Below are 13,212 nucleotides of genomic sequence, written 5' to 3'. Positions count from 1 at the left end.
CAAAGTTACTGTGCCGACATCAGCGTTGACTCAGAGTAACCGCTATTGATAATCTTCACGACGGAACCGACCCGTCCCGCAGGGGGTACCGCCGTGGCCGCCGAACCATCCGCGCCGACCACCGGCGAGCACCCGAACGACGTACGGCTGCACCTGCTGGGCGGGTTCCGGCTCACCCACGGCGCCGCCCCGGTGGTGGTGCCCCGGGGACTGCAACGCGTCATCGCGCTGATCGGGCTCCGACCCGACGCGACCCGCGCCCACCTGGCCGGTCTGCTCTGGCCGGAGGCCGGCGAGGACCGGGCGCTCTCCTCGTTGCGCACCGCGCTGTGGCGACTCCGGCAGGACCCGTACTGCCCGTTGACCACCACCGCCGACACCATCCGGCTCGACCCGCTGGTCCGGGTCGACGTCGACCGGCTGGTCCAGACCGCCGCCCGGGTACGCGACGGGCAGGCGCCCGAGGACGCCACCGAGGCGCTCGCCGCCGGGCGGCACGACCTGCTGCCCGGCTGGTACGAGGACTGGGTACTGACCGACCGGGAGCGGCTGCGCCAGCTCCGGCTGCACATGCTGGAACAGGTCGCCGCCCAGCACCTGGCCGCCGGGCGGCACGGTGAGGCCCTGGAGGCGGCACTGGAGGCGATGGCCGCCGAACCGCTACGCGAGACGCCGCACCGGCTGGTGGTCCGCATCCATCTCGCCGAGAGCAACGCCTTCGAGGCGGTGCACGCCTTCTACGTCTACCGTGACCTGCTGCTGCGGGAGCTGCGCCTGGAGCCGTCCCCGGCGATGAGCGCACTGCTCGACGAGACGCTGGAGCCGATCCGCCGGGCCACCCGGGTACCCGCCGAGGCCCACCACCCCGGCGGCCGTGCGCGGTTCGCGGACCCGCTGACCCACCGGTCGCGTCACCGGCCCGACCGGTCGCGTTGACGGGCAGGTGACAGTCCACCGGACAGGGTGACACCGGACAGCCGTCCGTGGCCCGGCGAGACGTCCGGGCGGGAACACCGGTGAGAGGGGTCCGATGAGCCGTCTAGTGATCGTGAACAGGATCATCCCGGGCGCGGAGGGACGGGTGGCGCAGATATTCGCCGAGTCCGACGCGACCGAACTGCCCAACCTGACCGGGGTCCGCCACCGGTCCCTGTACTGCCTGCACGACCTGTGCGTACACCTGATGGAGACCGACGACGTCGGCGCGGACGCCCTCGCGGCGGCCCGCAACCACCCGCTCTACCGCGAGGTCAACGAGCGGCTCTCCGCGCACACCTCGCCGTACCTGCCGACCTGGCGCTCGCCCCGCGACGCGATCGCCAGTTGCTTCTACCGCTGGGACGCCGCGGACGTCCCCGCACCGCGCGTGGCCGGCTGACCGGTGGTCGGCTGATGTCCACCCGAGCACCGCACGTCCTGGTCATCGGCGCGGGCACCGGCGGTCTCTGCCTGGCACACGGGCTACGCCGGGCCGGGATCAGCGTCGCCGTGTACGAGCGGCACCGGACCCGGGCCGACGGCCTGCTCGGTTACCGGGTGGGCATCGGGCCCACCGGCAGCCGGGCGCTGCGCGACTGCCTGCCGCCGGAACTGTTCCGGATCTACCTGGCCACCTGCGCCCGTTCACCCCGCTACTTCAACGTGCTGACCCAGCGGATGCGGCACACCGCGTCGTTCCCGCTGCGGCCGGACACCGACCCGGTGGACACCGAACGGTCGGTGGCCCGGATGACGCTGCGTCAGGTGCTGTTGACCGGCATGGAGGACGTGGTCCACTTCGACCGCACCTTCACCCACTACGACCAGCACGACGACGGTACGGTCACCGCACACTTCGCCGACGGCACCAGCGCCGTCGGCGACCTGCTGGTGGCGGCGGACGGCACGCACTCCGCGGTCCGCCGGCAGTACCTGCCGCACGCCGCCGTCCGGGACGCCGGCACCGTCAACATCGCCACCCGGATCCCGCTCACCGCACACACCCGGGGACTGCTGCCGGAGACCGTCCGGCGTGGCATCTCGCTGATCTTCGGCACCGGTGGCGTGATGGGCGTCCTGCACGTGATGGAGTTCAAGTGGGACGGTGCCGGGCGACTCAAGTCCGACGTCTCCCCCGCCGACGCGGCCCTGCTGGCCGACTGGCCCGGTCTGCGGCACGACCCGACCCGCGACAACATCAACCTGGTGGTGTGGAGCACCGCGCGGCGCTTCCCGGCGGACGTGCTGCAACGCCGGGGCGGCGACCTCGTCCAGGTGGCGCTGGAGTTGACCGCCAACTGGCACCCGACCCTGCGTGAACTGCTCAACCGTGCCGACCCGGACAGCGCGCTGCCGATCCGGGTGTCCACATCGGAACCGGTGCCGCCGTGGAAGAGCAGCACCGTCACGCTGCTCGGCGACGCGATCCACACCATGACACCGGGCCGGGGCGTCGGTGCCAACACCGCGTTGCGCGACGCCAACCTGCTGCGCGGGCACCTGGTGCAGGCCGTGACCGGCGAGAAGACGCTGGTGCAGGCGGTTGCCGACTACGAGGCGGCGATGCTGCCGTACGGCTTCGCCCGGGTGGCCGACTCACTGAACCGCAGCGGTACCAACGGCGACGACCGGATGTACAAACCGGTGTTCGGCCGACTCGCACTGCTCGGCGCACGCGGGTACTTCCGGGTCACCAGCCGGGTACCCCCGTTACGGCGCAAGTTCGTCGACGACTTCTACACCTATCGCGGCGAGGAGGACTGACCCGTCCCGATCCGGCCCCCGGCACGGCGACCCGTGCCGGGGGCCGGCGCGTACCCGCCGTGTCCACACCGTCCGTCCCGCGTCGGACACCTGCGGTGAGCCCCGTCCCGCGAGTACGGACTGTTACATGGCCTGCCTGTTGCCCCGGCCCCACGTGTGCGAAGCTGCGGCGAGCTTTTTTCGCGACGATTCGGACGTAGGACTTCAGGGAGGTTTACCGTGGGCGACTCCTTCGGGAGCTGGCTGATACTGCTCGTGGCGCTGCTGGCGGGTCTGGCGGTGGGCTGGGTGCTGCTGCGCGGCCGACGGGGCGAACCTCCCGCGTCGACCACCGCGAGCGCCACCACCAGCGAGCCGACCCCGGCCGCCACCGTCAGCGAGCCGACCCCGGCCGCCGTCGAGACCGAACCGACCCCCGCCGCCGTCATCGCGGAGCCGGCCCCGGCCGCCGTCGAGAGTTCTGCGGCTGGCGAGACCGAGGCGGCGTCGTCCGTCGCAGAGACCTCTGCCGCTGTCGAACCCGCCGCTGCCGGCACCGAGGCGACGCCCGCCCCCGTCGAGACCGGGCCTACGGTGGACGCCGTCGAGACCGCGCCCGCGGTGGACGCCGAGCCGGCCACCGCCCAGCCGGCGATCGACGCGACGGCGGGCACCGACGCCACCTCGGTCGAGGACGTCGCCACCGCCCCGACCGTCGACGCGACGGCGACCGGCAAGCCCGAGCCCGCCCCGGCGGTGTCCGCCGCATCGGCCGCCACCGAGTCGACCACCCCGGACCCGGCCGTCACCGAGCCGGTCACCTCGGAGCCGGCCGGCTCGGACCCGGTCACCGCGCCGGTCACCGCGCCGGTCACCCTGCCCGCCGACAGCATCACGCCGGAGCCGGTGTCCGTCCTCGACGCACCCGAGACCGACTCCGCGACGCGGCCCGCCGTCGCCACTCCACCGGTCCGGCCCACTTCGGCCGCCGACCCCACGGCGGCGGCCACCACCGAGACGGCGGTGTCGCCCGTCGCCAGCGAGTCGGCCACCACCGAGCCCGTAGCGTCGCCCGTCGCCACCGGACCCACTGCCGAGCCCGCCGCCGAGCCGGTGGCCGCCGGGGCCGCGTCGGCAGTGGCCGCGTCCGCCGGGGCCGCGTCCGCCGGGGCCGCGTCCGCCGGGGCCGCGTCCGCCGGGGCCGCGGACGACTTCCGGCGGATCCAGGGCGTCGGGCCGAAGATGGCCGCCGCTCTGCAGGGCGCGGGCATCCTCACGTACCGGCAGTTGGCCGAGCTGGACGAGGCCGCGCTGCGGGAGGTCATCAAGAGTGCCGGGCTCCGCGCCACCGCGAGCCTGGTCACCTGGCCGCAGCAGGCGAAGGTGCTGGCGGCCGGCGGCACCGACTGACCGATCGCCCCATCGGGCCGCCGACGCGGACGGGTCTTCGGACCGTCCCCGGGTCGGCGGCCCGTCTCGTTGCGGTCACGGCGGGTACGCCCGGTGGCCCTGCTACGGGTCAGAGTCGCCGCAGACCTGGTCGTCGCCGGAGCCACGCCGACCTCCGTTTGGCCGTTCGGTCCGTCTGGGTACAAGGCCCTGCACCGTGCAACCCACCGGACCGTGGAGGAAGCCATGCGTGGCACGTCGATATTCGGAGTCCTGGTCGTGATCTGGCTCATCATCGGCGCGGTCGCCGCCGGCCAGCGCGGCTACTACGACAACGAGGAGACCAACTGTGCCGAGTTGGGCACCATACTGGTGACCATCGTCGCCGGGCCGCTGAACTACGTCGGCGCCAACCCGCAGATCGAGTGTGAACTGCCGCAGCCCTCGCAGTGACGTTTCCCGGGTGGTGCCGGGTGACGCACACCCGGCGCCCCCAGCGCCCGGTGCCACCCGACGTCACCCGTCGGCGTACCGCCCGAAGATCACGCTCGATCCGGGATCGAGTGGCTGGCGTCGCGCCACGAGGCCACTCAATCCCGGATCGAGCGTGATCTTGCGAAGAAGGCGGCGTTCCCCGGGCCGGAGCGGAGGTGCCGGGGCGGACGGATCCGGCCCTCCGCCGTGGTCACGAGGACCGGGTGGCGGAGGGCCGGGCGTACGAGTGGATCAGCGGAAGCAGTGCGCCACCGGCGGACGGCTTCCCTCGCAGTTGGTGGGGCTGTTCTCGATGACGACGGAGTCATCATCGATCTTGAGCTGGGCCCGCTCGACCTGTGCGCCGCCGGCCTTCACGGTCGCCCGGTTGCCGGTCACCTGGCTGCGGTAGAGCGAGGCGGTGCCGGCGGTGACGAACAGGCCGGCGCCCCGCGACCGTGGTCCGACCGCCGCGTTGTCCTGCACGCCGCTGCCGCGCACCTGCAGGTTGGACTTCTCGGCGTAGATGCCGCCGCCGTTGCCCCGGGTGGTGTTGTCCTGGACCACGCTGTCGTCCAGCGGCAGCAGGCCCTGGACGGTGGAGATGCCACCACCGGCCACCGCGGCCAGGTTGTCCCGGATCGTCATCTGGCGCAGGACCAGTACCGCGTCCGAGTTGGCCAGGCCGCCGCCGGTCTGGGCGCTGTTGCCGATCACCGCGCTGTCGAAGACCTTGGTACGCGCGGAGAAGCTGGCCAGGCCACCGCCCTGCCCGGCGTTGTTCTGCACGAAGGTGGAGGAGTACACGTCACCGGCGGCCCGGAAGTTGGCCAGGCCACCGCCGTAGCTGACCGCGCTGTTGTGCCGGAACTCGGTGCGGTGCATGGTCATCACACCACCGTTGAGCAGGCCCCCACCCTTGCCCTGGGCACCGGCGGCCCGGTTGCCGATCAGCCGGCTGTCGCTGATCTGGAGGTTGCCGTCGTTGAAGATCCCACCGCCGCCGCCCTCGGCGGACAGGGAGGTGCTGTTCACGACGGTGACCCCCTCGACCACCGCGGTCGCGCCGTGCACCACGAAGAGGCTGCCGCCCTCCGCCTTCGACCGGCCGTTGCGCAGGGTCACGTCGCGCAGGGTCAGCTCACCGCCGTCCCGGACGGTGAAGAACCGGAACTCCTCGGCGTCGGCGGCGCGCACGATGGAGGCGCCGGAGCCCTCGATGGTGATCCCGTGGTAGATGACCGGCAGTCCGGCCGTGTCGTCGGCCGGGTTGCGGGGCGGCGCCTCGGCGTCGCCCGGGGTCTCGGCGGCGTCCGCGGCCTCCCGCGCGTCGCGGATGCCACCGTCGTACTCGTCGACCTGCGCGAAGGCGTGGGTCAGGGTGTAGGTGCACTTCTCGGCCAGGCGCAGCGTCGCACCGCCCTCGGCGTTGGCGCGGACCAGCGCCGCGATGAGTCGGGCGGAGTCGCACGGCACCCGGATCGCCTCGCCCTGCGGGGGGCGCCCGTTGCGGGCCGGGAGCCGGTCGGCGGACGCGTCGTCGCCCCGTCCGGAGGCGGAGCCGTCGCGGCGACCGCCCCACGAGCCGTCCGGGTCGCCGCCGTCGTGCCGCCACTCCGGGCGCTGCCGGTCCGGGCCCTGCTGGTCCGGGCCCTGCTGGTCCGGGCGCTGCCGGTCCTGGCCGGGACCGGCGTCCGCACCGCCGGGGACGTCGGAGTACATCGCGGCGGCGTGGCCCGGGCTCGGGGCCGGTGTGCGGTTCTCGGTGGTCGAGGCGACGGCGGTCACGCCCGCCGCTCCGACCACCAGAGTTCCCGCCACCAGAGAGCCGGCCAGCAGCCAGCGGGACCGCCGTCCGGGTCGGCGCGACCCGGGGCTGCCTTGGTAGGTGGACATCAAGGTTCCTGCCTCTCGTGCATGCGAAGACACGGCCGCGCCGAAATCGGGCGCGGGGTGGCGGACGTCGCCTCCGCCACCAGAGGTCACCGTACGAGGATCAAGAACCCAAATCCGGCATACGTGAATAAGTACGCCACTCGCGTTCACATTGCATCAGAGGGGACCCGACTCATCCGCCGACGTGGATGCCCGGCCGCCGGGCCGGGTCCGGCTCGGACTTACGCAGGATCTCCCGGACCACCGGCGGCGTGTCGCCCCGCCCCAGGATCAGGTACCGCAGCAGGTGCGCGATCGGGTTGCCCTCGGACCACTCGAAGTGCGCGTGCGGACGTACCCCGGTGGCGTCGCGCAGCGCCAGCAGGATCGCGGCGATGGCGTTGGGCGCGGCCGGACTGCTGGCCCGCAGCACCCGGTACCCGCCGACCTCGACGCCGCACACCCGCAACACGTGCCGGAACCCGGACGGGTCCTCCACGTCGATCTCCAGGAACAGCACGTCGGTCGCGCCCGGCACCGGGTTCAGCCCACGCTGGGCGCGCTCCTTGATGGTGTACTCCTTGACCGCGCCGCTGCGCCGCTTGTGGGCGATCACGTGCAACCGGCCGTCGTGCGCCACCGAGTCGGCGACGAACCGCCGCGCCACCTCGTCGAACTCGACCCGCTCGGCCCGCAGCTCGGTGGTCCGGCTGACCCGGGAGACCAGCGAGACGGCGATGATGCCGAGGACGAACAGACCGGAGATCGCGATCCCGTCCGGCTTCTCGATCACGTTCTCCACGAGGGCGTACACGAGCACCAGGGTGAGCACGGTGAAGCCGACGGAGGCGACGCGCTGGCGCCGGGCGGCTGCGGCGATGGCCACCGCCACCGACGCGGAGACCATCATCGCCAGGATCCCGGTCGCGTACGCACCGGCCTGCGCGTCGACGTCGGCGCGGAACAGGACGGTCAGCACGATGCAGACCAGCGTGTAGACGATCACCACGGGTCGTACCGCACGCGCCCACTCCGGCGCCATGCCGTAGGAGGGCAGATAGCGCGGCACGATGTTGATCAGACCGGCCATCGCCGAGGCGCCGGCGAACCAGAGGATGAGCACGCTGCTCAGGTCGTAGACGGTGCCGAACGCCTCGCCGACGTGCTCGTGGGCCAGGTAGGCCAGGGCCCGCCCGTTGGCCGCGCCGCCCGGCGCGAACTGCTCGGGCGGGATGAGCAGCGTGGTCACGAAGGTGGTGGAGAGCAGGTAGACCGACATGATCAGCGCGGCGGCGGTGAGCAGTCGCCGGGTGTTGCGGATGCGCGCGGCCAGCCGGGTCTCGGCGTCCCGCCCCTCCCCGGCGACCAGCGGCATCATGCTCACCCCGGTCTCGAAGCCGGAGAGCCCCAGCACCAGCAGCGGGAAGGCCAGCGCCGCGGTCAGCGCCACGCCGCCCGGGCCGCCGCCGTCCGTGGTCAGCGCCGCCGTCCAGTCCGCCAGCGGGGCGGGATCCGCGGCGAGGTCGGTCAGCGCCACCACGACGATCACCGCGTTCAGCGCCAGGAAGACCACGACCAGCGGCACGGCCACGGCGACGGCCTCCCGGAAGCCGAGCAGGAACACCCCACCGAGGATCAGCAGCAGCACCACGGTGACGGTGACCGCCACCGCGGTCCCCCCGAACGCCTCCGGCAGGTACGGGTTCTGCAGCATGTGCACCGTGGCGTCGGCCGAGGAGAGCGTGATCGTGACGATCCAGGAGGTGGCGACGAAACCGAGCAGCACCAGTACGAAGATCTTGCCCCGCCAGAACGGCAACAGCCGTTCCAGCATCGCCACCGACCCCTGGCCGTGCGGGCTGTCCCCGGCCACCCGGCGGTACATCGGCAGCATGCCGAACAGGGTCAGCGCCACGATCAGCAGCGTCGCCAGCGGGGAGAGCGCCCCGGCGGCCAGCGCGGCGATGCCCGGCAGGTACGACAGGGTGGAGAAGTAATCGACGCCGGTCAGGCACATCACCCGCCACCAGGCGTGCGAGCGGGTCTGCCCCTCGGCCGTCTCCGGGCCGACCGGCTGCACCTGGTGCACGAACAGCCACCGGCGCAGCCGGCTCTCCGGTCGGGCCGGTCCGGCCGGTACCGCGACCCGGTCGGGCACGGTGACCCGTCGCCCGGCCCGTTCGCCGGGACGGGTGGGGTCCCGCGCGGCGCGAAGCGACGGCTCCGGTGTCCCGGACGCCGGACGACGCCGGTCCCGGCCCCGTCGCGCTCTGGTCCCGTCCCCCATCCGGTCAGCCGCCGGGCGGTACGGCCAGCGCGCGGGCCAGGGCGGCGGGGTCGTCGACGGTCACCGTCAGCCCGGGATGGCGCGGACGGCCACCCGGCAGCAGCGCCGGCACCGGTCGCGCGAAGCGGACGCAGAGCCCGGCGGCGGTGGAACTGCCGAAGGTGACGCCGAGGTCGGCGGCGGACAGGCGCGGACCGACCACCCGCCACCAGCGGTACGGGCCGGTGCGCGCGGTGGCCACGACGTTCGCCCGCTCGGTGCGCAGCCGCCAGGGCCCGAACCGCACCGTCAACGTGTCGCCGTCGACCCCTACCCAGGCGGTGGAGGGCCGTACCCCGAGCAGGGCCAGGAAGGGGCGCAGCACCGGGTCGAACCGGAACGGGAAGCGGTGCGTGGTCATCCCCGGACCCGTCGGCCGACCCGGTCCCCCGGTCGACTCGGACGAGGCGGGGCGGCGGGGCGTGGGCGGGGCCGTGCGGCGGGACGCCGGAAGGCAGCGGTCATGGGCGCCGCGTACCCCGCGAAGGCCGGCCGACACCCCCCGGGCCGGCCGGCCTCCTGTTTCCCCCGTGCTCACATGCCGGGCGACGTCGCCCGGGCGGGTCGGATGCCCCCGTGCCCCGCCGTGCGGCGAGGCGCGGGGACCCCCCGTCCCGGCTACTGCAGGAATGCCCCGAGGGGCGACAGCAGCAACCGACCGAGCGCGGCGGCCGTCTGGTCCAGCCGCGCGCGCTCGCGCTCGTGTCGATGCGGGTCGTGCCGGCATCGCCAGATCCGTTGTGCGTTGCGCCAGGCGACATCCCGGGTGTACTCGATCAGCTCACCCTGGTACCAGTCGTCGATGTCGCCGTTGACCATGTCGATGAGCAGTTGCCACTGCTCCAGGTAGCCCCGGCGCAGGCCGGGGATCTTGTCGGCGAAGATCTTGTTGATCTCCAGGTAGTCGCGGTGCTGGTCGCTGCCCTCGACCGGCTCCGACTCCAGGTAGTCGAACGTGGTGACCAGCGCGAACGGCAGGTCGAAGTTGATGTGCGCGTTGACGCCGGCCGCCGCCGACGGCAACGGCCGGGCGTCCGGTCCGCGCATCCGCTCGAACAGGCAGGCCCACGCCTTCGGCGTACCGGGGCTGGCGTCACTCCACATCCGCAGGGCGTCGAAGTAGCGGGCGGCGAACTCGACGTCCAGCCGGGACAGGAAGACCGGGTCGATGAACCGGTCGGCGTAGAGGCCGTCCAACACGCTCGTGGTGATCGTGAGGTAGAGCTTGTTGAAGTCGGCGAGCGGGCAGCTCTCCAGCAGCGGTGGCAGCCGGACCAGCATGTCCTGGAGCTTGGTCAGGTGGTCGACGACGGCGGGCACGTCGGCCGGGTGATCGGCGAGCAGGTCCACGATGTCCCGGTGCACTGGCCCCCAGACCGGTTCACTCACGCTGCCCCCTCGCTGCTCCCGGCGCCGCGTTCCGACGCCGGGCACAGCCTTTCAGGCGGGGGCACCGCCGACATCAGTAGAACTACGTATCCGACACCGACACCCGGCTACGCAGGAAGATGGCGCTCGCCTGCACCCGGGTACGTACGTGGAGCTTGTCGAAGATGTGCGAGACGTGCACGCCGATGGTCCGCTCGCTGATGAACAGCCGCTGGCCGATCTCCTTGTTGGTCAGCCCCTCGGCCACCGCGGCGAGCACCTCGCGCTCCCGCGCGGTCAACGCGGCCAGCTCGTCTCCGGCGCCGGGCGGCGGCTCGACCTGACCGGAGGCGCGTTCCTCCAGCTCCACCCGGGCCCGACCGGCGAGGGTACGGATCTCCTCGGTGAACGGCACCGCACCGAGGCCCTGCGCCGCCTGGTACGCCTGCCGGAGCAGTCGGCCGGCGGTCGCCGTACGGCGGCGGCGGGCCAGCAGCGCCTCGGCCTGGCGCAGCCGCGCGTAGGCCGCCGGGTACGGGTGGTTGCGGCGGTCCCACTCGGCCGCCGCCCGCGCCCACAGTTCCGGGTCGCTGTCGTCGAGCCGGCTCACCTCGGCCGCGCAGAGTGCCAGGTAGCCGTCGACCACGTCGCGCACCGGCCGGGCCGCCGGAACACTGCGCCCGGCCACCCGGTCGGCGATCTCCCGTAGCCGACGTACCGCGTTCTGGTCGACGGCGACGGTGCGGCTGGCGTGCGCCTCGGCCTCGGCGCGCAGCCCGTGCCAGACCAGCACGGCGAGGATCACCAGGTCGTCGGAGCGGGTCTCGGTCAGGCCCCGCTGCACCGCGTGCCGGGCCACGTCGTGCCGCCCCTGCCACATCGCCAGACCGGCGCGCAGGGTGAGCAGTGGGATGACGTGCCGGGCACCGCCGCCGGCCAACATGGTGGCCGCCGCGTCCAGGTCCCGGTCGGCGGCCTCGACGTCGCCGTACCCGACCGACAGCTTGCACCGGGCCAGCAGCAGCTCCACCGCGTCCGCGCCGGACGGGCGGTGCCGCAGCGCCGCCGCGATGACCTTCTCCGCCTCGGCCCACTGCCCCACCCGGAACAGCCCGTTGGTGGCGATGGCCAACAACCGGGTTTCGTAGGCACGCCCCAGTCCCAGCTCGGCCACCCGCTCGGCACCCCGGCGGGCCACCACCACCCCCTCCTCGAGGATGTTCAGCGGCCCGGTGAGCAGCTCGGCCAGGTGCAGGTAGGCGCGCGCCACGTCCTCCGGACGACCGGCCCGCTCGGCGGTGTCCAACGCCCGCCGCAGCACCGCCAGACCGGCGTCCGGATCCTCCAGGTACGCCTCGGAGAACCCCAGCGCCGCGCTGGCCAGCACCACCTCCGTGGTGGCGCCCTCGACCTGCTCCGCCAGGGCCAGCGCCTCCCGCGCCCGCTGGCCCGCGTCGGCGTACCGGCCGAGGTACACCAGCAGGTCCGCCAGGTGCGCGGCGGCGGCGGCCCGCTGGCGGGGTGTGCAGTCGGCGGTGTCCAGCGCCTGCTGGTACTCCACCTCGGCCAGCGCCGACCGTCCGGCGGCGGCCAGATACCGCGCCCGCCGGATGTGCAGCTCGCAGGCGGGCAGGTCGGTGTCGGTGTCGGCCAACTCCTCCAGCAGCGCCAGCGCCCGGGCGTACTCGCCGCTCTTGTGCGCGGCCTCGGCGGCCTGACCCAGCAGCGTCGCCCGGTCGAACCCGGCCCGCCCCTGACTCAGTTCCACCGCGACCGACCAGTGCCGGTGCGCCTCGGCGTAGCCGTACAGCCGCTCGGCCTCCTCGGCGGCGGCCACCGCGGCCGGCAACGCCCGCTCCGGTTCGCCGGCCAACCGCCAGTGGTGCGCCAGCCGCGCCTGGTGCAGCTCGCCCGGCGCGGCGGTCAGCGCCTCGGCGTAGCGCCGGTGCAGCAGGGCGCGCTCGGCGGGCAGCAGCTCGTCCTCCAGCACCTCGGCGACGAGCCGGTGCCGCAGCCGGTAGCCGTCCTCGGAGCCGACCAGCAGCCGGTGCGCGACGGCGGCCTTGACCGCGACGAGCAGGTCCTGCTCCGGCAGCCCGACCACCTCGGTGAGCAGCCGGTGCTCGACCGGCTCCACTCCGGCGGCGACCGCGTGCACGGCCTGGTGCGCCGGTTGCGGCAACGCGTCCACCCGGGCCAGGAACACCTCCCGCAGCGTGTCGGACAGGTCGTCACGGCCGTCGCGCAGATCCCGGGACAGCTCCTCCACCACGAACGGGTTGCCGCCGCTGCGTTGCCACAGCCGGTCGGCCGCCTCGGGCGCGAGCGGGGCCCGGACGATCGCCGCGGCGAGTTCCTCGGTGGCGGCGCGGTCCAGCGGCGCCAGGTCCAGCACCCGCACCGACCGGAGCCGACGCAGCTCGGTGAGCACCCGCCGCAGCGGATGCGCCCCCTGCAACGACTCCGACCGGACCGCCGCCAGCACCGACAGTTGCAGGTCGCCCAGACCGGCGAGCAGATAGAGCAGCAACTGGCGGGTGGTCCGGTCGACCCACTGGAGATCGTCGAGCACCAGCACCAGCGGACGACCACCGGCGATCACGCCGAGTCCCCGGGAGACCCGCTCCAGCAGCGCCCCGGCACCGTCCGGCCCGGTCGCGCCCTCGGCGAACACCCCGAGCAACGCGCGCACCGACGCGGTGGCAGCCGGCGGGAGGTCGGCGTCGAGACGCCGCAGCGCCTGCCGCAACGGATGCAGCGGCGAGGCGTCGCCGATGTCCAGACAGGACCCGGTGAGCACCAGCGCCCCACCCGCGCTCAACTGCCCGCCCACCTCGTGCAGCAGCCGGGTCTTGCCCACGCCGCTCTCGCCGGTGAGGAAGACCCCGGCCGTGTTTCCCGGCGTCACGTCGTCGAGCAACGCGGCGCGTACCGTCGCCACCAGGTCGGCCCGACCGACGAGCGGTGTGGTGTCCACGTCGCTGGCCATGGCTCGCAGCCTAGTCACAGCCGCCGCCCCCGTTCTACCGCCGCCGCGCCGCCCCTCCCCCACTCGCGTC

Annotated in this window: 10 protein-coding genes; 5 read left to right on the top strand and 5 right to left on the bottom strand. The window is 73.6% G+C overall.

Annotation, left to right across the window (positions count from 1 at the left end; genetic code table 11):
* Nucleotides 1-93 precede the first annotated feature (93 nt).
* The 5 genes from ACQVFL_RS11545 (at nt 94) to ACQVFL_RS11525 (ending at nt 4,563) form a co-directional block, all read left to right on the top strand.
* Nucleotides 94-936, top strand: a complete 843-nt coding sequence (locus ACQVFL_RS11545) for an AfsR/SARP family transcriptional regulator (protein ID WP_431729332.1) — start codon at nt 94-96, stop codon at nt 934-936.
* 94 nt (nt 937-1,030) lie between these two features.
* Entirely contained in the window at nt 1,031-1,378 is a 348-nt protein-coding gene (locus tag ACQVFL_RS11540; RefSeq protein ID WP_396695095.1) for a TcmI family type II polyketide cyclase, read from the top strand.
* A gap of 14 nt (nt 1,379-1,392) precedes the next feature.
* The gene (locus tag ACQVFL_RS11535; RefSeq protein ID WP_396695097.1) at nt 1,393-2,742 is read left to right on the top strand and encodes an FAD-dependent oxidoreductase; all 1,350 of its coding nucleotides are present in this window, start codon (nt 1,393-1,395) and stop codon (nt 2,740-2,742) included.
* A gap of 219 nt (nt 2,743-2,961) precedes the next feature.
* Nucleotides 2,962-4,131 (top strand): helix-hairpin-helix domain-containing protein, encoded by a 1,170-nt coding sequence (locus ACQVFL_RS11530; RefSeq protein WP_431729331.1) that lies wholly within the window; start codon nt 2,962-2,964, stop codon nt 4,129-4,131.
* 225 nt (nt 4,132-4,356) lie between these two features.
* Nucleotides 4,357-4,563 (top strand): hypothetical protein, encoded by a 207-nt coding sequence (locus tag ACQVFL_RS11525; protein ID WP_396695101.1) that lies wholly within the window; start codon nt 4,357-4,359, stop codon nt 4,561-4,563.
* A 273-nt stretch (nt 4,564-4,836) separates the two neighbouring features.
* Here ACQVFL_RS11525 and ACQVFL_RS11520 read toward each other — a convergent pair whose 3' ends face one another.
* The 5 genes from ACQVFL_RS11520 to ACQVFL_RS11500 form a co-directional block, all read right to left on the bottom strand.
* On the bottom strand, nt 4,837-6,480 hold the full coding sequence (locus ACQVFL_RS11520) for a hypothetical protein (RefSeq protein ID WP_431729330.1): 1,644 nt from the start codon (nt 6,478-6,480) through the stop codon (nt 4,837-4,839).
* A gap of 172 nt (nt 6,481-6,652) precedes the next feature.
* The gene (locus ACQVFL_RS11515) at nt 6,653-8,746 is read right to left on the bottom strand and encodes an amino acid transporter (protein ID WP_396695105.1); all 2,094 of its coding nucleotides are present in this window, start codon (nt 8,744-8,746) and stop codon (nt 6,653-6,655) included.
* A gap of 4 nt (nt 8,747-8,750) precedes the next feature.
* Nucleotides 8,751-9,146 carry a hypothetical protein gene (locus ACQVFL_RS11510; RefSeq protein WP_431729329.1) on the bottom strand — a complete coding sequence of 132 codons (396 nt, stop codon included), beginning with the start codon at nt 9,144-9,146 and terminating at the stop codon, nt 8,751-8,753.
* Nucleotides 9,147-9,403: 257 nt separating this feature from the next.
* The gene (locus ACQVFL_RS11505; protein ID WP_396695108.1) at nt 9,404-10,174 is read right to left on the bottom strand and encodes a DUF5995 family protein; all 771 of its coding nucleotides are present in this window, start codon (nt 10,172-10,174) and stop codon (nt 9,404-9,406) included.
* A gap of 82 nt (nt 10,175-10,256) precedes the next feature.
* A complete protein-coding gene (locus tag ACQVFL_RS11500) occupies nt 10,257-13,142 on the bottom strand; it encodes a helix-turn-helix transcriptional regulator (protein ID WP_431729328.1) in 2,886 nt (961 codons plus the stop codon).
* Between the last annotated feature and the right edge of the window lie 70 nt (nt 13,143-13,212).

The sequence above is a fragment of the Verrucosispora sp. TAA-831 genome, assembly GCF_050780145.1.
Lineage (GTDB): Bacteria > Actinomycetota > Actinomycetes > Mycobacteriales > Micromonosporaceae > Micromonospora.
This window is presented reverse-complemented; position numbering and strand designations above follow the sequence as displayed.